Genomic DNA, 20,249 nt, shown 5'->3' on the forward strand with positions numbered 1-20,249 from the left:
AACCGAACCTTGTTTCTTTGAAGCCATGTCCAAAGCCAAACCGTCCCCGCTACCGCCCGGCACCCAGATTGGTGGCTACCGGGTGGTCCGCCGGGTCGCCGCGGGTGGTTTTGGCGTGGTGTACCTCGCCGCCGGCGCCGACGAGCAACAGGTCGCCATCAAGGAATACCTGCCCTCGTCGCTGGTCACCCGCGAACCGGGCCTGCTGGCGCCGCAAGTGGCGCCAGACAAGCTGTCGCTGTACCGGCTGGGCCTGAAAAGCTTTTTCGAAGAGGGGCGGTCGCTGGCGCAAATCTCCCACCCTTCGGTGGTCAGCGTACTGAATTTTTTCAGGGAAAACGAAACTGTTTACATGGTGACCGAGTTTCTGGAGGGCGCCAGCCTGCAGGACTTCATTGTGGTGGCGCGTGACCTGAAAAAAGACAAGGTGTTTCGCGAGTCCACAATCCGCTCGCTGTTTGATGAAATCCTGCGCGGCCTGCGCATCGTGCATCAGCACAAAATGCTGCACCTGGACATCAAGCCTGCCAACATTTTCATCACCGACGACAACCGCGCCGTGCTGATCGACTTTGGCGCGGCGCGCGAGGTTTTGTCCAAAGAGGGCAACTTCGTGCGCCCCATGTACACCCCCGGTTTTGCCGCCCCGGAAATGTACCGGCGCGACACCACCATGGGGCCCTGGACCGACATCTACGCCATTGGTGCCTGCATGTTTGCCTGCATGCACGGCTTCCCGCCCAACGAGGCACCGCAACGCGTGCCTGAAGACAAGACCGTGCAAACCTTGAAGCGTTTCAGGGGTGTCTACTCCGATGACCTGGTGGAAATCGTGCAATGGTGCATGGCGCTTGACCCGCTGGAACGGCCGCAGTCGGTGTTTGCCCTGCAAAAGGAATTGAACCGCGCCGGTGCCCGCCGCTACACCCAACTCACCGTGGGCGACAAGGTCAAGCTGCAACTAGGCAGCCTGCTCGAAGGCGGCAAAAAAGTCTGATGCGTTTTTCAGTCTTCCAGGTCAGTCGCCAGGGTGGGCGCAAAAAGAACGAAGACCGCATGGGCTACAGTTACACCAGCGACAGTGTCTTGCTGATGCTCGCTGACGGCATGGGCGGACACCCTGACGGTGAAGTGGCAGCCGCTTTGACCATGGAAACGGTGGCCGGCCTGTTCCAAAAAATGGCGCAACCCCAGCTTGACGACGTGGCTGATTTTCTGACGCAAGCCCTGATGGCGGCGCACGACCAGTTGCTGCACTACGCCGCCGAGCGCGACATGTCAGACACGCCACGCACCACGCTGGTGATGGCGGTGATCCAGTCGGGCCAGGTGCGCTGGACCCATTGCGGCGACTCCAGGTTCTATCTGATTCGCCAACAACAACTGCTGACCCGCACCCAGGACCATTCTTTTACCGAGCGTGGCCGTCACCCGTATGGCATCACCACGACCGGGCCGGCGGAGCCCAACCGCAACGTGCTCTTCACCTGCCTGGGCTCACCCATCCGGCCGGTCTTCAGCGTGACCGAGCCACTGTCATTGCAGCAGGGCGACACCCTCATGCTCTGCTCCGATGGCTTGTGGGCCAGCGTGCCCGAGCAGGACATTGTGGCCGTGTTGAATCAAAAGCCCGCAGAAAAGGCGGTGCCCGACCTGGTCGAAAAAGCGCTGCAACAGGCGGGTGATCGCAGCGACAACGTGAGCTGTCTTGCGCTCAACTGGCTGACCCCCGCTGCCCCCATCAACACCATTCCAGGTAATCCCCGACATGACTGAATTTGTCCGAACCGGCGCCCGCGCCGCCAATGCCCTGCGCCCGGTCACCCTGACCCGCCACTACACCCGCCACGCCGAGGGTTCGGTGCTGGTGGAGTTTGGCCACACCAGGGTGTTGTGCAATGCCTCGGTGCTCGACAAGGTGCCACCGCACCAAAAGGGCAGCGGCCAGGGCTGGGTCACGGCCGAATACGGCATGCTGCCGCGCGCCACCCACAGCCGCAGTGACCGCGAAGCCGCGCGTGGCAAGCAGAGCGGGCGCACCCAGGAAATCCAGCGCCTGATCGGCCGTGCCTTGCGTTCGGTGTTCGACCTGACGTTGCTGGGCGAACGCACGCTGCACCTGGATTGCGACGTGATCCAGGCCGATGGCGGCACCCGAACGGCCGCCATCACCGGCGCCTTTGTGGCGGCGCAGGACGCGGTCAATGGCTTGCTGACCCAGGGCAAGCTGCTCCTCTCCCCTATTCGTGAAGCCGTGGCCGCGATCTCGGTCGGTATCGTTCAAGGCACACCGCTGCTCGACCTGGAATACACCGAAGATGCAGCCTGCGACACCGACATGAACGTGGTCATGACCGCCAGCGGCCATTACGTTGAGGTGCAAGGCACAGCCGAAGGCGCAGCCTTCAGCCGCGTTGAAATGGATGCGCTGCTGGCGCTGGCCGACCAGGGTATTCGGGAACTGATTGATTTGCAGCGAGCGGCGCTCACCGGGACCTCGCGATCATGAAAATCGTGCTGGCCTCCAACAATGCCGGCAAACTGGCCGAGTTACACGCCATGTTTGCGCCACTGGGTTTCGAGCTGGTGCCGCAGGGCAGCCTGGGCATTCCCGAAGCCGAGGAGCCGTTTCACACCTTTATTGAAAACGCGCTGGCGAAGGCGCGCCACGCCACCCGGCTCAGCGGCCTGCCCGCTGTGGCCGATGACGCCGGCCTGTGTGTGGACGCCTTTGGTGGTCTGCCGGGCGTGCAAACCGCTTTTTATGCCACCCAATTCGGCTACCCCAAGAGCGACGACAACAATGTTCGAGCCTTGCTGGAGCAGATGCAGGGCGTGACTAACCGACGTGCGGCGATGGTCAGCACGCTGGTGGCGCTGCGCTCGGCCGATGACCCTGAGCCTTTGGTGGCGGTGGGCCGGGTGGTGGGCGAGATTGCCCGCGAGCCCCTGGGGTCCAACGGTTTTGGTTTTGACCCGGTGATGTTCATCCCCGAGTTTGGCAAGACCTTTGCCCAGTTGCCGGTGGAAGTCAAGAATGCTCACAGTCACAGGGGACGTGCTGCGGCGGCCATGGTGGCGCTGATGCGCGAGCGGTGGTTGTGAGAGTTAAGGTACCGGAAACCTTGACACCCAAACCCGCGGGGCGGGCTCTCTGGGCGGCTTCCTCATACTGGGGTACCAGAAATCGTCAGCCCCCCAGAGAGCCCACCCCGCTAGACACTCGATCAGAAACATCGGCCGCCATTCGTTATTTAGGCTGTTGGGCCCAAAAAAGCCTTTGCAAGCGCTCCGCCCTTTCAGCGCAGCAGCCCGATGGGGTGATCGCCGATTTCTGGTACCCCAGTATGAGGCGGTCGCCCCATCGGGCTGCTGCGCGGCACACACACCAAACGCATTGAACCCTGCTATCTCGCAGCCACGCCATGATCCCGATCCACCAAGAAACCAGCTCCACGGATGCGCCTGTCACAACGCGCGACATCCAGCACTACATGCGCCCCGGCACGCTGCAATTGGGCAGCCTGCCACCCTTGTCGCTGTATATCCACCTGCCGTGGTGTCTCAAGAAATGCCCTTATTGCGACTTCAACTCGCATGAAATGCGCGCCGCGGCGCTGCCCGAGCAGCGCTACATTGACGCCCTGATGGCCGACCTCGAGGCCGCGCTCCCGCTCATCTGGGGCCGCAGCGTGCAAACCGTGTTCATGGGCGGCGGCACGCCCAGCCTGTTCTCGCCGCAAGCCATCGACCAGTTGCTGGCCGGCATCCGCGCCAGATTGCGACTGGCGCCGAACGCCGAGATCACACTGGAAGCCAACCCCGGCACATTTGAGAAAGACCGCTTCAAGGCCTACCGCAGCGCCGGTGTCACGCGCCTGTCGGTGGGGGTGCAAAGCTTCAATGACGATTTTTTACGCACGCTGGGTCGGGTCCATGACCGCGCCCAAGCCATCGCGGCGGTCGAAGAAGCGGCACTTGCCTTTGACACCTTTAACCTGGATTTGATGTACGCCCTGCCGGGCCAGACACTAGACCAGCTGCGCGCCGATGTCACGACCGCGCTGGCGCTGGCCCCCCGGCACCTGTCGATTTACCACCTCACCATCGAGCCCAACACTTACTTCGCCAAGTTCCCGCCGCCCGCCGTCGAGGACGATCTGGCTGCCGACATGCTCGACCTGATCACCGACCTGACCGGCGCTGCAGGCCTGCAGCGCTACGAGGTGTCGGCCTACGCCCTGCCCGGCCACGCCAGTGTGCACAACCTGAACTACTGGCAGTTTGGCGACTACCTGGGGCTGGGCGCCGGCGCCCACAGCAAGCTCAGTTTTGCCCACCGGGTGGTGCGCCAAGTGCGCGCCCGCAACCCGGAGTTGTACATGACCCAGGCGCTGGCCGGGCAGTGCGTGGTGCAGGACAGCGACGTCAAACGCGCCGAGCTGCCCTTCGAGTTCATGCTCAACGCGTTGCGCTTGGCCGGTGGCTTCGATATCGGTCTGTTTGCCGAGCGCACCGGCATGCCACTGTCTGCCCTGCAAGCAGGGTTGCAACAGGCCCAAACACAGGGTTTGCTGATTGTGGACGGCGCGCACGTCCAGCCCAGCGTGCGCGGCTTTGATTTTTTGAATGACCTGCAGGCGCTGTTTTTGCCTGCGACACGTTGATGCCGCGGGCCTACCCGGGATTGCGGCAGGCCTTGAGCAGCGTGACACCGCCGTCTGACGGCATCCAGTCGGCCATGGGCTGGCAGCGGCCCTGCATGCAGACCTCGTAATCGGGCGTGAATTCCGAGCGCGTCAGGCGCAGCTCGGGCGGGTCGATGATGGCCGGGGTGTAGTGGTACCAGCCCTGGCGCAGCACGGCGTCAGGCGGCGGCTCCATACCGGCGGCGGAACCGCGCACCCGGGCTTGTACCGCGTGCAGCGCCGGCTGCCCACGCACAGCGTCCAAGCGCACCGCGTAGTCTTCTTCCCAGCGCACTTTTTCAATCGAATGGGTCCAGGCCAGCGTGAATTCGGTCACCGGCACAAACGCCACCGGACTGGCCTGCAGCGCGGAAGCCAGGCTCAGGCAGATGCCCAGTGTGACCATCACAGGAGTAACACCCGGCGCTCATTTGGCGCGGCTGCGCCAGACGTGCCAGGCGACAAAGGCAGCAATCAGCCCCAGGCCGAGTTCGTCGGTCAAGGGCAGCGCCACCACCAGCAGGCTGGCCGAGCCAATGGCCACCACCCGCTCCACCGGGTTGAGCCGTGTGATCAAAAAGCCGATGGCACCCGCACCCCACATGGCAATGGCCACCAGCGCCTTGAACACAATCCAGGTCGTGTCGAGCCAGTCGCCGCTCTGCAGCATCAGTGCCGGACTGTAGACCGCCATGAAGGGCACGATGAAACCGGCAATCGCCACGCGCAGCGCCTGGATGCTGATCTTGAGGCCACTGACCCCCGCAATGGGCGCGGCCGCAAACGCCGCCAGCGCCACCGGTGGTGTCAGGTCGGCCATGATGCCGAAGTAAAAAACGAACATGTGCGACACCAGCAGCGGCACCCCCAGCTTCAGCAGCACCGGCGCGGCGAGTGAGCTGGTGATGATGTAGTTGGGAATGGTCGGAATGCCCATGCCCAGCACCAGGCAGATCAGCATGGTCAGCAGCAGCGCCAGAAACAGGCTTTCCTCGCCCACCGCGATGATTTTCCCGCCGAGTTCGGCAGCGACCCCGGTCAGGTTGATCATGCCGATGATGACCCCCACCAGCGCACAGGCAATGGCCACCGGCAGCGCATGGCGGGCACCGTCGACCATGGCGCGAACCGCCAGTCTGCGCGCATCACCGCCCACGCGCCGGATCAGGGTGAAGGCCACCAGCAAGGCCACGATGACAAAAAACGTGCCCACGCCAAACTCAAAGAAACCGGCACTGGCCAGCCCCAGCAGCGCCCAGAACAGGCCGCGCAGGGCCAGGTTGCTGACCCCGGTCATGACGGCCGCGCCAAAGATCAGCACCACGGTCAGCGCCAGCCCCACGGTGCCGGAAAACAGCGGCGTGTAGCCCGAAAACAGCAGCACCACCAGACCCACCAGTGGCAGCAGCAGGTACCAGCGCAAGCGCACTGCGGTCCAGGGGTTGGGGCACTGGTCTTTGGGCAGGCCATTGAGTCCCTTGCGGCCGGCCTCCAGGTGCACCATCCAGAAGGCGGTGACAAAGTACAAAATAGCCGGGATCAGCGCCGCCTTCACAATGGCCACATAGGGCACGTTGATGGTCTCGGCCATGATGAAGGCCACCGCGCCCATCACCGGCGGCATGATCTGGCCGCCCATGCTTGAGGTGGCTTCGACACCGCCGGCAAAAGCCGGGCTGTAGCCAAAGCGCTTCATCAGCGGAATGGTGAACTGACCGGTGGTGACCACATTGGCCACGCCCGAGCCGTTGATGGTGCCCATCAGCCCCGACGAGATCACCGACACCTTGGCCGGACCGCCGCGCGTGTGGCCGACCATGCCCATGGCAAAGTCGTTGAACAGGTTGATCATGCCGGCCTGTTCCAGAAAAGCGCCAAACAGGATGAACAGAAAAATGTAGCTCGACGACACGTAAGTGGGCGTGCCGTAAATACCCTCGGTGCCGAAGGCCAGCGTGCTGACGATCTGGTCAACGCCAAAGCCCCGGTGCGCCAGATCGCCCGGCAGGTACTGGCCAAACAGACCATACAACAAAAACACGCCGCAAATGATGGGCAGGCCCCAGCCCATGACGCGCCGGGCAGCCTCAAACACCAGAGCCACCGTGACCACGCCAATCACCCAATCCATGGCGATGAGTTCACCGGCGCGCTGGGTCAGGTCGGCCTCGAACAGCCAATGGTACAGGCTGAAAACAAAGCCGGTCAGGCCCAGCAACCAGCCAAGCACCCGGCCCTTGGCGGCATGGCGCTCACTGTACTCAAAGGGCGGAAACAGCGCGTAAATCAACAGCAGCACGAAGCCCACATGCACCGCGCGCACCACCTGGCTGGACAAGGGGCTGAACGCAGCGGTGATGAGCTGAAAGCTGGAAAACAGCAGCGCCGCCCAGAAGATGGCCCGGCCCATGGTTTTGATTGGGGATTCGTGGTCGTGGCTCATGGGTATCTCGCAGAAATCTGAAATGAAAACGGCCCCAGCAGTGGGGCCGCAGCAAGGCGCAAGCCGCTTACTTGATCAAGCCGACTTCCTTGTAGTAGCGCTCGGCACCCGGGTGCAGCGGCACCGGCATGCCCTTGATGGCGTTCTCGCGCTTGATGGCCTTGGCTGCGTTGTGGGCAGCATACAGGGTATCCAGGTTGTCGTACATGGTCTTGGCCATCTGGTAAGCCAGCTCATCGGACACGCCCGAATGCGTCACCAGAAAGTTGGGAATGGCGGCGGTGGCAATGTCAGCGGTTTGGCCTGCGTAGGTGTTGGCCGGGATGACGGCGGGCTGGTAGGCTGCGTCACCCACCTTGGCGACCACGTCCGCCGGCACCGGCACCACCACGATCTTGATGGCGGTAGCGAGGTCGCGGATCGACGCCACACCCAGACCGGCCGACTGCAAGGTGGCATCAAGCTGGCGGTTTTTCATGAGTTCAACCGACTCGCCAAACGGCAAATATTCGACCTTGCCGAGGTCGGCGTACGACAGGCCGGCGGCCTTCAGAATGGCGCGGGCATTGAGCTCGGTGCCGGACTTGGCAGCCCCCACCGAGATGCGCTTGCCCTTGAGGTCGGCCACGGTCTTGATACCGGAGTCGGCGTTGGCCACGATCTGGATGTAGTTGTTGTAGGTGGCAGACAGGCCACGCAGTTTGTCGAGCTTGGTCTTGAAACCGGCTTCGGCGTCGCCCTTCCAGGCATCAGACACCGAATCGGCCAAGGCCAGCGCCAGTTCACCACGGCCGGCTTGCAGCAGGTTGAGGTTCTCAGCCGAAGCCTTGGTGACCTGGGCGGTTGAACGCGCGTTGGGAATGGATTTGGCGTAGATTTGCGACAGTGCCACGCCCAGGGGGTAATACACACCGCTTTGACCGCCGGTGAGCACATTGACAAATTGTTGTTGGGCCAGCGCGCTGCTGCTGATGAGGGCGGCCCCCAGGCTCAGGGCCAGGGTGATTTTTTTGACAAGACGCATGGGGTCAATCTCCAATAGGTAAGCAGGTGGAATAAATAACGACGTGCATTGATTGTTGCCCCATTTGCCGGCCTTGTCTGCTGGTGTTTTCCCCCAGAAAGCGGACTTATTTTGCCACGCCGGTGGCCAAAGCGGCCGCGCGCGCAAATCAAGTACGATTCCCAGCCTGAAATCAAGCGAAATCACACCCCGAGAACGTCCATGACGACACCCCACACGCCCACTGCCACCCAGACCCTGGGACTGCAGGCCAAACAGGCCTCTGCCCTGATGGCCAAAGCGCCCGCAGCCACCCGCAACGCGGCGCTGCGCAAGCTTGCCCAGTTGCTGCGCGCCAATGTCGATGCGCTGCAGATTGACAACGCCCAAGACCTGGCCCGCGCTGTGGCGGCGGGCCTGTCCGCCCCCATGGTGGACCGACTCAAGCTCACACCCAAGGTGATCGAAACCTGCGCCCAGGGCTGCGAGCAACTGGCCGCGATGGCCGACATCATTGGCGAAGTCACCGCGCTGCGCCAGCAGCCCAGCGGCATCCGGGTGGGTCAGATGCGCGTGCCCATTGGCGTTTTCGGCATGATCTTCGAGAGCCGACCCAACGTCACCATCGAAGCCGCGTCCTTGAGCATCAAGAGCGGCAATGCCTGCATCCTGCGTGGCGGCTCGGAGGCCATCGACTCCAACAAAGCGCTGGCCCGGCTGGTGCAACAAGCCCTGATCGACTCCGGCCTGCCGGCCCATGCGGTGCAACTGGTGCAAACCACCGACCGCGCCGTGGTGGGCGAGCTCATCACCATGCCGCAGTACGTGGATGTGATCATTCCGCGCGGCGGTAAGGGCCTGATCGAGCGCATCAGCCGCGAATCAAAAGTGCCGGTGATCAAGCACCTGGACGGCAACTGCCATACCTACGTGGACGACCCCTGTGACCTGGCCATGGCCGTCAGCGTGGCCGACAACGCCAAAACCAGCAAATACAGCCCGTGCAACGCCACCGAGAGCCTGCTGGTGGCGCGCGGTGTGGCGGTCCGGTTTTTGCCCTTGATCGGCGCCATTTATGCAGCCAAAGGGGTCGAGATGCGCTGCGACGCCGAGGCCCTGGCCTTGCTGCAGACCTGCCCCGACAAGATGATGCTGCAGCCCGCAACCGAGGCCGACTGGTTCGAGGAATACCTGGCGCCCATCATCAGCATCAAGGTGGTGGCCGGTGTGGATGAGGCCATTGATCACATCAACCAGTATTCCAGCCACCACACCGATGCCATCCTTACAACGGACCACATGCACGCGCAGCAGTTCCTGCGCGAAGTCGACTCGGCCAGCGTCATGGTCAACACCAGCACGCGCTTTGCCGACGGCTTCGAATATGGTCTGGGGGCCGAAATTGGCATCAGTACCGACAAGTTTCACGCCCGTGGCCCGGTCGGCATCGAGGGCCTGACCTCGCTCAAGTACGTGGTGCTGGGCGAAGGGGAAGTACGCAATTGAGCCTTGGTGCGACCGCTTAAAATCAACGCCCACACTATGCAAGGTTTTTTATGGTCCCGCACCTGATTACTGCCCTGACAGGCCCCATCAACGAGCTGGAGCAGCGCGTGCTGGACTCCATGCCGGCCATCGAGCGCTGGTTCCGGCTGGAATGGATGGAGCACACCCCCCCTTTTTACAGCTCGGTGGATGTGCGCAATGCCGGCTTCAAACTGGCCCCGGTCGACACCAATCTGTACCCCGGCGGCTGGAACAACCTCACTGCAGAAATGCTGCCACTGGCGGTGCAGGCCGCCATGGCCGCGATCGAAAAAATTTGCCCCGAAGCGCGCAACCTGCTGGTGATTCCTGAAAACGGCCAACCCAGCAGCTTTTACCTGGCCAACCTGGCCCAGTTGCAGCGCATTTTCAACATGGCAGGCCTCAACGTGCGGCTCGGTTCGATTGACCCGGCGATCAAGAAAAACACCACGTTTGAACTGCAAAACGGCGACAAGGTGATGCTGGAGCCGGTGATTCGCAGCAAACGCCGCCTCGGCCTGAAAGATTTCGACCCCTGCACCATTTTGCTCAACAACGACCTGAGCGCCGGTGTGCCCGGGATACTGGAAGAAACCTACGAGCAATACCTGCTGCCGCCGCTGCACGCGGGTTGGCCCACCCGGCGCAAGAGCACGCATTTCAAATGCTACGAAGAGGTGTCCAAACGCCTGGGCAAGCTGCTGGGCGTCGACCCCTGGTTGATTCACCCGCTGTTTGACCGCTGCGAAAACGTCAACCTCGACCAGAGCAGCGGCTTTGACTGCCTGCAGACCCAGGTCGACAGCGTGCTGACCCGTGTCAAGCGCAAGTACAAAGAGTACGGCATCAAGGAAAAGCCCTTTGTGGTGGTCAAGGCCGACCACGGCACCCACGAACTGGGCATCGTCACGGTGCGCGACGCCCGTGACATGCAGGCGCTGCAGGAACGCATCCAGAGCCTGAACAAGGGCCGCAAATCACCCTTCCTGCCGCATGACTTCATGGTGCAGGAAGGTGTCCTGACCCAGGAACGTGTCAACGATGCGGTGGCCGAACCGGTGGTCTACATGATGGACCGCTACGTGGTCGGCGGCTTCTACCGGGTGCACGCCGGGCGCGGCATCGACGAAAACCTGAACGCCCCCGGTGCCGGTTACGTGCCGCTGGCCTTCGAGCACAGCACCCAGTTGCCCCAGCCAGGTGTCAAACCCGGTGCCAGTGTGCCCAACCGCTTTTACATGTACGGCGTGGTCGGCCGCCTGGCCATGCTGGCCGCCAGTTATGAACTGGAAGCCACCGACCCCGATGCGCAGGATTTCGAGTAGCCTGCGTTTCTGACGCAAAATAGCGGCCTCTCAAAACACGGAGCCCGGCGGCCTGAGGCCTGCGGGTGACTATTTGGCAACATCTCAAACCTCGCTTCGCGCCCTGACCCTGGGCGCCATCGGTGTGGTCTATGGCGACATCGGCACCAGCGTGCTGTACGCCGTCAAGGAAGTCTTTGGCTCGGGCCATGTGCCTTTCACGGTCGACAACGTGATGGGCATTTTGTCGATCTTCTTCTGGACCCTCACCGTCATCATTTCCCTGAAATACGTGACTCTGGTGCTGCGCGCCGACAACAATGGCGAAGGCGGCCTGGTGGCCATGCTGGCGCTGGCCTCCCAATCGGTCAAGGACAAGCCCAAATTACGCCGGGTGCTGCTGTATGTGGGCATTTTTGGCACCTGCCTGTTTTATGGCGATGGCGTCATCACCCCCGCCATCTCGGTGCTGTCGGCGGTTGAAGGCCTGGAGGTGGTGTCGCCCAACTTCAAGAAGGCCGTGATCCCGCTCACCCTGGTGATCCTGTTTGGCCTGTTTGCGGTGCAAAAACGCGGCACGGCCGACATCGGCAAATTTTTCGGCCCGATCACGCTGGTCTGGTTTATCAGCATTGCGGTGCTGGGCGTGTCCCACATCATGCACAACCCCGAGATTCTGTGGGCGCTGAGCCCGCACCATGCGCTGGCTTTCATGTGGGCTGAGCCGCTCACCACCTTCATCATCCTGGGGGCCGTGGTGCTGTGCGTGACGGGTGGCGAGGCGCTGTACGCCGACATGGGCCACTTTGGCAAGAAGCCGATTCGGCTGGCCTGGTTTTTCATTGTCATGCCCTGCCTGACGCTGAACTATTTTGGCCAGGGCGCCCTGCTGCTGAGCAACCCGGAAGCTGTCAAGAACCCGTTTTTCATGATGGCGCCGGCCTGGGCACTGATTCCCTTGGTCTGCCTGGCCACGATGGCCACAGTGATCGCCTCGCAAGCGCTGATCACGGGCGCGTTTTCCGTCACCAAACAGGTGGTGCAACTGGGTTATCTGCCGCGCTTTCAGATGCTGCATACCAACGTCAAGGAAACCGGTCAAATCTACATGCCCTTTGTCAACTGGGGTCTGTTCGTCCTGATTGTGCTGGCGGTGTTGTTGTTCAAGTCCTCCAGCAACCTGGCCGCCGCTTATGGCATCGCCGTGACGCTGGACATGCTGATCACCACAGTGCTGACCTTCTTTGTGATCCGTTACGCCTGGGGTTACCCGCTGGCGCTCTGCCTGGCGGCCACCAGCGTTTTCTTTGTGGTGGACCTGGCTTTTTTCAGCTCCAATTTGCTCAAGCTGGCGGATGGCGGCTGGTTCCCCTTGCTGATTGCAGCGGGCGTGTTCACGGTCATGCTCACCTGGAAAGACGGTCGCCGTCTGCTCAACAAAAAACTGGCGGCCGATGCCATTGACCTGACCAGCTTTCTGGAAGCGGTGTTTGTCAGCCCGCCCACCCGCGTGTCGGGCACCGCCGTATTCTTGACCGCTGCGCCCGGCACCGTGCCCAACGCCATGCTGCACAACCTGAAGCACAACAAGGTGCTCCATGAAGTCAACCTGTTTGTCACCGTGGTCAACCATGAGGTGCCCTGGATCGGCATGAACAAGCGCCTGGAGCTTGAAGCGCTGGGGCATGATTGCTGGCAGGTGGTGGTGAACTATGGCTTCAAGAACGAACCCGATTTGCCACGCGCCCTGCAACTGATGACCGGTCGTGGGTTCGAACTGGACCCCATGAGCACCAGCTATTTCCTGAGCCGCGACACCATCGCACCCACGCTGAGCGGTGGTATGGCACACTGGCGGGAAAAACTGTTTGCCCAAATGCACCTGAACGCCAGCGGCGCAGCCAACTTCCTCAAGCTGCCCAGCAACTCGGTGGTGGAATTGGGCAGCAAGATAGAAATTTAAAGAGCCCAAATGAACCTGTTATTCATCGCCGACCCGCTTGAGTCCTTCAAGATTTACAAGGACAGCACCTTCGCCATGATGCGCGAGGCGCAGGCCCGCGGCCATGTTTTAAGCGCGTGCGAACCCAAAGACATCATGTGGCAGCGCGGCGCGCCCGTGACCGCGTTTGTGCGCGACATCACCCTCACCGGCGACCCGGTGCTCTGGTTCAACGCCGCCCAGCACAAGCCTGATGAGCGCGGGCAGGCGCTCAAGGACTTCGACGCCGTGGTGATGCGCAAGGACCCGCCGTTCGACAGCGAGTTTTTTTACGCCACGCACCTGCTGGAGCAGGCCGAGCGCGAGGGCGCCAAGGTGTTCAACAAGCCCCGCGCGCTGCGTGACCACCCCGAAAAGCTGGCCATCATGGAATGGCCCCAGTTCATCGGACCGACCCTGGTCACGCGCGACGCGCAGGACATCAAACGTTTTCACGCCGAGCACCACGACATCATCCTGAAACCGCTCGACGGCATGGGCGGAACGGGCATTTTCCGGGTCAAGGCGGACGGCCTGAACCTGGGCGCCATCACCGAAACACTCAACCGCGAAGGCGCCCAGACCGTGATGGTGCAAAAGTTTTTGCCCGCCATCTCAGAAGGTGACAAGCGTATTCTGGTGATTGGCGGCCAGCCCGTGCCTTATTGCCTGGCGCGCATTCCACAAGGTGGCGAAGTGCGCGGCAACCTGGCCGCAGGCGGCAAGGGGGTGGCGCAGCCCTTGAGCGCGCGCGACCGCGACATTGCCGAGGCCATCGGCCCGGTGCTGGCCCGGCGCGGCTTGCTGCTGATGGGCCTGGACGTGATCGGCGACAGCCTGACCGAGATCAACGTCACCAGCCCGACCTGTTTCCAGGAAATTTTTGACCAGACCGGCTTTGACGTGGCCGCCATGTTCGTGCAGGCGCTCGAGGCGGCGGTGGTCAACGCCCAGACTTGACGCCCAGCGATTGATGCAAGGGATCAGCGCAACAAGACGTAAAGAATAATGATGAACAAAATAGTGCCGACACCGATATACATAGCTGACTCCACCGCCATGCCCACCCTCGACAAGGGTGTTTCAACACGCGTTAGCAGCACAATTTAGTCGCATACCGCAGACCCGTCGGTGCTCTGGCGAACAAAGCGCCAAAGCGCTGAAGAAGCTGTAGCGCACCGGCACTGGTTATGATTCGCCCCTTCGCGAAAATTGCCTCCTGATGTCCTCCCCCTCCCCCAATACCGGCCTCAACCTGGCCCAGCAGGAAGCTGTGAACTTCATGCATGGTCCCTGCCTGGTGCTGGCCGGCGCCGGTTCGGGCAAAACGCGCGTCATCACCCACAAGATTGGCCGTTTGATCCAGTCCGGGGTGGCAGCCAAAAACATCTTTGCCATCACCTTCACCAACAAGGCCGCCGCCGAGATGCGCGAACGCGCCCGCGGCCTGATTGGGCGAGCGGCCAAGGATGCGGTGATTTGCACCTTTCACGCCCTGGGGGTGCGCCTGCTGCGTGAGGACGGCGCCGCACTGGGACTCAAACCCCAGTTTTCCATTCTCGACAGCGACGACGTCAACAGCATCCTGAAAGATGCCGGTGGCAGTGTCGATGCTGCGACGGCGCGCAGCTGGCAGTGGACCATCAGTCTGTGGAAAAACCAGGGAATGAACTCGACAGCGGCGTTGGCGTCAGCCAGCAACGACTCTGATCGCATCATCGCGCGCGTGATGGCGCACTATGAGGAACGGCTCACCGCCTACCAAAGCGTCGACTTTGACGACCTGATCAGCCTGCCGCTGAAACTGCTACAAAACCACGAGGCGGTGCGGCAAAAGTGGCAAAAACAGGTCGGGCACATCCTGGTGGACGAATACCAGGATACCAACGCCACCCAATACGACCTGCTGAAACTGCTGGTGGGCGGCAAGGACCCGGCACAGGCCCGCTTTACCGCCGTGGGCGACGACGACCAGTCCATTTACGGCTGGCGCGGCGCCACACTCGACAACCTGAAAAAACTCCCCGTTGATTTCCCGGCACTCAAGGTCATCAAACTGGAGCAAAACTACCGCTCCACCGGGGCCATTTTGCGCGCCGCCAACAACGTGATCGGGCCCAACCCCAAGCTCTACCCGAAGAACCTGTGGAGCGACCTGGGCGAAGGCGAACCGGTGCGGGTGGTCGATGCCGACACCGAGGAACACGAGGCCGAGCGCACCGTGGCGCGCATCCAGAGCCTGCGTGCCAGTGGTCTGAACCAGGCCGGGCCGCAGTTCAAGGAATTCCGCGACTTTGCCGTGCTCTACCGCGCCAATCACCAGGCCAAAACTTTTGAGAAGGCGCTGCGCAAGGCGGCCATTCCGTACAAGGTGTCGGGTGGCACCAGCTTTTTTGACCGCGCCGAAATCAAGGACCTGTGCGCCTGGTTCAGGCTCTGGATCAACAACAACGACGACCCGGCGTTTCTGCGCGCCGTGACCACGCCCAAACGTGGCATTGGCCATCAGACGCTGGCTCACCTCGGTGACTTTGCCACCAAATACCGGGTCAGCATGTTCGGGGCGTTGTTTTCCAGCAGCCTCGGGGCAGTGATCTCAGGCAAGGCGCTGGGCAGCCTGCATGAATTCGGCCGCGAGATCAACGACCTGGAGTTTCGCGCCCGCCACACGCTGGGCGCCGAGGCCGCCAAAATCTTTTTGCTCGATTGGCTCAAGGACATCGGTTTTGAGCAATACCTGCTCGACGGCGAGGACAGCGAGAAAGTGGCTGCCGCGCGCTGGAGCAATGTGCTGGACTTTGTCGACTGGATGAGCGGGCGCTGCGGCGGCCAGATTGACGACGCCGCTGGCGTCAGCACGGCGGGCGAGGTCAAGTCACTGCTGGAAGTGGCGCAAACCGTGTCGCTGTTGTCCACCATCAGCGAACGCGAGACCGACCAGAACGTGGTCACGCTGTCGACGCTGCACGCCGCCAAGGGGCTGGAATGGCCGCATGTGATGCTGGTGGGCGTGACCGAGGGCATGCTGCCGTTCAAGCTGCGCGACAACCCGGACGAGGCCCCCGCCAGTAACGCGTCAAGTGCGCTGCGTGCCGCTGCGCAGGAGGCCGCCAGTGCCACCCTCACCACCCACCTGCAGGAAGAGCGCCGCCTGATGTATGTCGGCATCACCCGGGCCCAGCGCAGCCTGGCCGTGAGCTGGACACGCAAGCGCAAAAAAGGCCGCGAGATGATCGCCGCCCAGCCCAGCCGCTTCATCGCCGAGATGGGGCTGGATCAGAACACCGTGAAAGAAGACCCGCGCGAAAAGCTCAAGGCCTTGCGCGCCGAGTTCGCGCAGAAGGCACTGGATGGGGCGGCGGCGCGGGCGCTGGTCAAATAGGGCGGGACAACTTAAGCGTGGACGGACCGATGACAACCCCGACATCAGCGACCTGATTTGCCAGGGGCACCAGACTCAGACCACCCGCTCCAGAATCAGCACAGCAAAAAAACCAAAGGCTGACAGCAAGGCCCATTTCAGGACCATCCAGCCATAGCGCTTGAACCGCGGGTCACCGGTGCCGGCGTAAAAACCAAACGACACCAGGGCAGCCAACAGCATCAGCAAGACCAGCCAGCGAAACAGCAGCATGGTCGGTCGCGCCTACCAGGCCCGCGCCAGTTGCGCAAAGCCGGCCGGCGCCTGCTTTTCGTTCTCAAACGTCACCACATCCCAGGCTTCGGGGTGGTTCAACAACTCGCGCAACAGCAGGTTGTTGAGCGCATGGCCCGAGCGAAACGCGCTGTAGCTGGCCAGCAGGGGTTTGCCCAAAATGTACAGGTCGCCCATGGCGTCGAGGATTTTGTGTTTGACAAACTCGTCGTCGTAACGCAGGCCACCGGCATTGAGCACCTTGTAGTCGTCCATCACGATGGCGTTGTCCAGCCCCCCGCCCAGGGCCAGGCCGTTGGCGCGCATCATCTCGACATCCTTGGTAAAACCAAAGGTGCGGGCACGGGCAATGTCCCGGGAATACGACCCCGTGCTCATGTCAAACAGCACGCTCTGGCCGGTCGAGTCCACCGCCGGGTGGCTGAAGTCGATCTCGAAACTGAGCCGGTAGCCGTGATAGGGCTCCAGCCGCGCCCATTTGACGTTGTCACCCTCGCCCTGGCGCACTTCCACCGGCGCCAGCACGCGAACGAAACGCTTGGGCGCGTCTTGCAGCTCAATGCCGGCACTTTGCAGCAAAAACACGAACGAAGCCGCCGAGCCGTCCAGGATGGGCACTTCTTCGGCGGTGATGTCCACATACAGGTTGTCCACGCCCAGACCGGCACAGGCCGACATCAGGTGTTCGACCGTGTGCACCTTGACATCGCCCGTGGAAATGGTGGAGGCCATGCGGGTGTCAGAAACCGCCAGCGCCGTCACCGGAATGTCGACCGGCTCGGGCAAGTCGACACGCCGGAACACGATGCCGGTGTCAGGCGGCGCCGGGCGCAGGCTGATCTCCACCCGCTGGCCGCTGTGCAGGCCCATGCCGACGGCACGCGTCAATGTTTTGAGGGTTCGTTGTTTAAGCACAGAAGGATTTTACTTTTGCCGCCGGCATCGGCCATGACTGGCGACCGATTACCTGCACGGGATACCCCGGATTGCGCTGCGCTTCATCCGGGCTACCAAAGCCCTCAATCCGCCTGCTTGCGCAAAAACGCCGGGATCTCGAAGTCGTCCATGCCGCCGTTGCTCAAGGCATCGACCTTGGCCGCCGCCGAAGTGCGATTGCGCCAGACGCTGGGCGTGGCCAGGGATCCGTAGTCGGTCTGGGTGCGCCCCGCATTGCTGGTCGCCATGGAACTGGTCGCCTGGCCCATGCCGACCGGGTTGTTCAAGGTCGGGATATGGAACGGTGCGTCGTGCGTGCCGGTGCGCAGTCCCATCTCGGGCTGGGTTTGTGTCACCACCAGTTTCGGGCGCTGTGCCTGGCGGCTCAGGCCGGTGGCCACCACGGTGACGCGAATCTGGTCACCCAGGTTGTCGTCGTAAGCGGTGCCGTAGATCACATGGGCATCCTGCGAGGCGTAGTCACGGATGGTGTTCATGGCCACCTTGGACTCGGACAGTTTCAGACTGCCCTTGGCGGCCGAAATCAGCACCAGCACGCCCTTGGCGCCTGACAGGTCGATGCCTTCGAGCAGTGGGCAGGCCACGGCATGCTCGGCGGCAATGCGGGCGCGGTCCGGACCGGCCGCCACGGCCGTGCCCATCATGGCTTTGCCGGGCTCGCCCATGACGGTGCGCACGTCTTCAAAGTCGACGTTCACATGGCCTGGCACGTTGATGATTTCGGCAATGCCGCCCACGGCGTTCTTGAGCACGTCGTTGGCGTGGGCGAAAGCCTCGTCCTGGGTGGCATCTTCGCCCAACACGTCGAGCAGCTTTTCGTTCAACACCACGATCAGGGAATCGACATTGGCTTCGAGTTCGGCCAGGCCGCTCTCGGCGTTGTCCATGCGGCGCTTGCCTTCAAACTCGAAGGGTTTGGTCACCACACCCACGGTCAGAATCCCCATTTCACGCGCCACCCGCGCAATCACGGGGGCTGCGCCGGTGCCGGTGCCACCGCCCATGCCGGCCGTGATGAACAGCATGTGCGCGCCGTCAATGGCTTCGCGGATGTGCTCGATGGCCAGTTCCGCCGCTTCACGCGCCTTGTCGGGCTTGCTGCCGGCGCCCAGTCCGGTGCTGCCGAGCTGGATGATGAGGTGGGCGTCGCTGGTGCTGAGCGCCTGCGAGTCGGTGTTGGCGCAGATGAATTCCACGCCCTGGACAGCGCTGGCAATCATGTGGGCAACAGCGTTGCCGCCGCCGCCGCCGACGCCGATCACCTTGATCTGGGTGCCTTGGTTAAAGCCTTCTTCGTCGATGAGTTCAATGGGCATGGTGCTCTCCTTGGGTTTCAATGAATAAAAAATAACTGGACATAACTGACTGAAATGGGTTCTTGGGGCTAACTGGCGGGTCCATGCACCGCCATCGTCGTTGCGGGCTGGCGCGGCAGTGCCACAGGGTGTTTTTCATGATCAGAAGTTCCCCACAAACCAGTCCTTGACGGAACTGAAAGCGGTTTTCACCGAACCGTTTTTCTGCCCCACCTTGATGCCGCGCAAGCGCGCCATGCGGGCTTCTTCAAGCAGACCCATCACCGTGGCGGCACGCGGCTGCGCCACCATGTCGGACAACACGCCGGTGTATTTGGGCAGGCCACGGCGCACCGGTTTCAAAAAGATGTCTTCGCCAAGCTCGACCATGCCGGGCATGACGCAGCTGCCGCCCGTGAGCACGATGCCGCTGGACAGCATTTCCTCGAAACCCGACTCGCGCATCACCTGGTGCACCAGGCTGAAAATTTCTTCCACCCGCGGTTCGATCACGCCGGCCAGCGCCTGGCGGCTCAGCATGCGCGGGCCGCGGTCGCCCAGGCCGGGCACCTCCACCTGCGCCTCGGGGTCGGCCAGCAACTGTTTGGCGTAACCGTTTTCCACCTTGATTTCCTCGGCATCCTTGGTCGGCGTGCGCAGTGCCATGGCGATGTCGCTGGTGATCAAATCGCCGGCAATCGGAATGACGGCGGTGTGGCGGATGGCACCGTTGGTGAAAATGGCCAGGTCGGTGGTGCCGGCACCGATGTCGACCAGCGCCACGCCGAGTTCGCGTTCGTCCTCGGTCAACACCGACAGGCTGCTGGCCAGCGGGTTCAGCATGAGCTGTTCGACCTCCAGGCCGCAGCGGCGCACGCATTTGATGATGTTCTCGGCCGCGCTCTGAGCCCCGGTGACGATGTGCACCTTGGCCTCCAACCGGATGCCGCTCATGCCGATCGGCTCTTTCACGTCCTGGCCATCAATGATGAATTCCTGCGGCTCCACCAGCAGCAGACGCTGGTCGGTCGAGATGTTGATGGCCTTGGCGGTTTCGACCACCCGCGCCACGTCGGCGGCAGAGACCTCGCGGTCCTTGATGGCCACCATGCCGTGCGAGTTCATGCCGCGAATGTGGCTGCCGGTGATGCCGGTGTAGACCCGCTGGATCTTGCAGTCGGCCATCAGCTCGGCTTCCTTGAGCGCCTGCTGAATGCTCAGCACCGTGGCGTCGATGTTGACCACCACGCCGCGTTTGAGCCCGTTGCTCGGCGCCACGCCCAGGCCGGCCAGCTTGAGCTCGCCACCCGGCATGACCTCGGCCACCACCACCATCACCTTGGCGGTGCCGATGTCCAGACCGACGACCAAATCCTTGTACTCTTTTGCCATTGCG

The 20,249-nt window shown here is 62.4% G+C and carries 17 protein-coding genes; 10 read left to right on the top strand and 7 right to left on the bottom strand.

Translation table 11 applies throughout. From position 1 onward, the window contains the following. Window positions 1–25 precede the first annotated feature (25 nt). From Q7U49_RS09000 to hemW, 5 genes are all read left to right on the top strand, one after another. Window positions 26–997 (top strand): serine/threonine-protein kinase, encoded by a 972-nt coding sequence (locus Q7U49_RS09000; RefSeq protein WP_304763887.1) that lies wholly within the window; start codon window positions 26–28, stop codon window positions 995–997. Continuing rightward, complete coding sequence (locus Q7U49_RS09005) at window positions 997–1,776, top strand: PP2C family serine/threonine-protein phosphatase (RefSeq protein WP_304763889.1); 780 nt, start codon at window positions 997–999, stop codon at window positions 1,774–1,776. Before Q7U49_RS09000 ends, Q7U49_RS09005 begins: the two co-directional genes overlap by 1 nt. Further along, entirely contained in the window at window positions 1,769–2,509 is a 741-nt protein-coding gene (gene rph, locus Q7U49_RS09010) for a ribonuclease PH (RefSeq protein ID WP_304763890.1), read from the top strand. The genes Q7U49_RS09005 and rph overlap by 8 nt, the downstream gene beginning before the upstream one ends. Beyond that, the gene (rdgB, locus tag Q7U49_RS09015; RefSeq protein ID WP_304763891.1) at window positions 2,506–3,105 is read left to right on the top strand and encodes an RdgB/HAM1 family non-canonical purine NTP pyrophosphatase; all 600 of its coding nucleotides are present in this window, start codon (window positions 2,506–2,508) and stop codon (window positions 3,103–3,105) included. Before rph ends, rdgB begins: the two co-directional genes overlap by 4 nt. A gap of 320 nt (window positions 3,106–3,425) precedes the next feature. Continuing rightward, a complete protein-coding gene (hemW, locus tag Q7U49_RS09020) occupies window positions 3,426–4,667 on the top strand; it encodes a radical SAM family heme chaperone HemW (RefSeq protein WP_304763892.1) in 1,242 nt (413 codons plus the stop codon). A 10-nt stretch (window positions 4,668–4,677) separates the two neighbouring features. Here the strand turns inward: hemW and Q7U49_RS09025 are convergent, their stop codons facing one another. The 3 genes from Q7U49_RS09025 to Q7U49_RS09035 all read right to left on the bottom strand — a co-directional run bounded on the left by Q7U49_RS09025 (window position 4,678) and on the right by Q7U49_RS09035 (window position 8,155). Continuing rightward, entirely contained in the window at window positions 4,678–5,094 is a 417-nt protein-coding gene (locus Q7U49_RS09025) for a DUF1850 domain-containing protein (protein ID WP_304763960.1), read from the bottom strand. Between the two features lie 21 nt (window positions 5,095–5,115). After that, window positions 5,116–7,131, bottom strand: coding sequence for a TRAP transporter permease (locus Q7U49_RS09030; RefSeq protein ID WP_304763894.1), 2,016 nt, complete (start codon window positions 7,129–7,131; stop codon window positions 5,116–5,118). 67 nt (window positions 7,132–7,198) lie between these two features. Further along, entirely contained in the window at window positions 7,199–8,155 is a 957-nt protein-coding gene (locus Q7U49_RS09035) for a TAXI family TRAP transporter solute-binding subunit (RefSeq protein WP_304763895.1), read from the bottom strand. Between the two features lie 201 nt (window positions 8,156–8,356). Between Q7U49_RS09035 and Q7U49_RS09040 the strand changes: the two genes are divergently transcribed. The 5 genes from Q7U49_RS09040 to Q7U49_RS09060 all read left to right on the top strand — a co-directional run bounded on the left by Q7U49_RS09040 (window position 8,357) and on the right by Q7U49_RS09060 (window position 16,328). Beyond that, the gene (locus Q7U49_RS09040) at window positions 8,357–9,640 is read left to right on the top strand and encodes a glutamate-5-semialdehyde dehydrogenase (RefSeq protein WP_304763896.1); all 1,284 of its coding nucleotides are present in this window, start codon (window positions 8,357–8,359) and stop codon (window positions 9,638–9,640) included. A gap of 50 nt (window positions 9,641–9,690) precedes the next feature. After that, on the top strand, window positions 9,691–10,986 hold the full coding sequence (gene gshA, locus Q7U49_RS09045) for a glutamate--cysteine ligase (RefSeq protein WP_304763898.1): 1,296 nt from the start codon (window positions 9,691–9,693) through the stop codon (window positions 10,984–10,986). Window positions 10,987–11,059: 73 nt separating this feature from the next. Beyond that, window positions 11,060–12,928 (top strand): potassium transporter Kup, encoded by a 1,869-nt coding sequence (locus Q7U49_RS09050; protein ID WP_304763899.1) that lies wholly within the window; start codon window positions 11,060–11,062, stop codon window positions 12,926–12,928. Between the two features lie 9 nt (window positions 12,929–12,937). Beyond that, the gene (gene gshB / locus Q7U49_RS09055) at window positions 12,938–13,906 is read left to right on the top strand and encodes a glutathione synthase (RefSeq protein ID WP_304763900.1); all 969 of its coding nucleotides are present in this window, start codon (window positions 12,938–12,940) and stop codon (window positions 13,904–13,906) included. Between the two features lie 262 nt (window positions 13,907–14,168). Beyond that, on the top strand, window positions 14,169–16,328 hold the full coding sequence (locus Q7U49_RS09060) for an ATP-dependent helicase (RefSeq protein ID WP_304763902.1): 2,160 nt from the start codon (window positions 14,169–14,171) through the stop codon (window positions 16,326–16,328). Window positions 16,329–16,403: 75 nt separating this feature from the next. Here Q7U49_RS09060 and Q7U49_RS09065 read toward each other — a convergent pair whose 3' ends face one another. The 4 genes from Q7U49_RS09065 to ftsA all read right to left on the bottom strand — a co-directional run bounded on the left by Q7U49_RS09065 (window position 16,404) and on the right by ftsA (window position 20,245). Next, the gene (locus tag Q7U49_RS09065; protein WP_304763903.1) at window positions 16,404–16,580 is read right to left on the bottom strand and encodes a hypothetical protein; all 177 of its coding nucleotides are present in this window, start codon (window positions 16,578–16,580) and stop codon (window positions 16,404–16,406) included. Between the two features lie 12 nt (window positions 16,581–16,592). After that, entirely contained in the window at window positions 16,593–17,516 is a 924-nt protein-coding gene (gene lpxC, locus Q7U49_RS09070) for a UDP-3-O-acyl-N-acetylglucosamine deacetylase (protein WP_304763905.1), read from the bottom strand. A gap of 104 nt (window positions 17,517–17,620) precedes the next feature. After that, the gene (gene ftsZ / locus Q7U49_RS09075) at window positions 17,621–18,874 is read right to left on the bottom strand and encodes a cell division protein FtsZ (protein WP_304763907.1); all 1,254 of its coding nucleotides are present in this window, start codon (window positions 18,872–18,874) and stop codon (window positions 17,621–17,623) included. A 141-nt stretch (window positions 18,875–19,015) separates the two neighbouring features. Then, entirely contained in the window at window positions 19,016–20,245 is a 1,230-nt protein-coding gene (ftsA, locus tag Q7U49_RS09080; protein ID WP_304763908.1) for a cell division protein FtsA, read from the bottom strand. Between the last annotated feature and the right edge of the window lie 4 nt (window positions 20,246–20,249).

This window comes from Rhodoferax sp., from assembly GCF_030653815.1.
Lineage (GTDB): Bacteria > Pseudomonadota > Gammaproteobacteria > Burkholderiales > Burkholderiaceae_C > Rhodoferax.

What these genes read in the sequence shown, in the direction of transcription:
- Q7U49_RS09000 (WP_304763887.1), top strand. Translation starts at nt 26, where the DNA reads ATGTCCAAAGCCAAACCGTCCCCGCTACCGCCCGGCACCCAGATTGGT.
- Q7U49_RS09005 (WP_304763889.1), top strand. Translation starts at nt 997, where the DNA reads ATGCGTTTTTCAGTCTTCCAGGTCAGTCGCCAGGGTGGGCGCAAAAAG.
- rph (WP_304763890.1), top strand. Translation starts at nt 1,769, where the DNA reads ATGACTGAATTTGTCCGAACCGGCGCCCGCGCCGCCAATGCCCTGCGC.
- rdgB (WP_304763891.1), top strand. Translation starts at nt 2,506, where the DNA reads ATGAAAATCGTGCTGGCCTCCAACAATGCCGGCAAACTGGCCGAGTTA.
- hemW (WP_304763892.1), top strand. Translation starts at nt 3,426, where the DNA reads ATGATCCCGATCCACCAAGAAACCAGCTCCACGGATGCGCCTGTCACA.
- Q7U49_RS09025 (WP_304763960.1), bottom strand. Translation starts at nt 5,094, where the DNA reads ATGGTCACACTGGGCATCTGCCTGAGCCTGGCTTCCGCGCTGCAGGCC.
- Q7U49_RS09030 (WP_304763894.1), bottom strand. Translation starts at nt 7,131, where the DNA reads ATGAGCCACGACCACGAATCCCCAATCAAAACCATGGGCCGGGCCATC.
- Q7U49_RS09035 (WP_304763895.1), bottom strand. Translation starts at nt 8,155, where the DNA reads ATGCGTCTTGTCAAAAAAATCACCCTGGCCCTGAGCCTGGGGGCCGCC.
- Q7U49_RS09040 (WP_304763896.1), top strand. Translation starts at nt 8,357, where the DNA reads ATGACGACACCCCACACGCCCACTGCCACCCAGACCCTGGGACTGCAG.
- gshA (WP_304763898.1), top strand. Translation starts at nt 9,691, where the DNA reads ATGGTCCCGCACCTGATTACTGCCCTGACAGGCCCCATCAACGAGCTG.
- gshB (WP_304763900.1), top strand. Translation starts at nt 12,938, where the DNA reads ATGAACCTGTTATTCATCGCCGACCCGCTTGAGTCCTTCAAGATTTAC.
- Q7U49_RS09060 (WP_304763902.1), top strand. Translation starts at nt 14,169, where the DNA reads ATGTCCTCCCCCTCCCCCAATACCGGCCTCAACCTGGCCCAGCAGGAA.
- Q7U49_RS09065 (WP_304763903.1), bottom strand. Translation starts at nt 16,580, where the DNA reads ATGCTGCTGTTTCGCTGGCTGGTCTTGCTGATGCTGTTGGCTGCCCTG.
- ftsZ (WP_304763907.1), bottom strand. Translation starts at nt 18,874, where the DNA reads ATGCCCATTGAACTCATCGACGAAGAAGGCTTTAACCAAGGCACCCAG.
- ftsA (WP_304763908.1), bottom strand. Translation starts at nt 20,245, where the DNA reads ATGGCAAAAGAGTACAAGGATTTGGTCGTCGGTCTGGACATCGGCACC.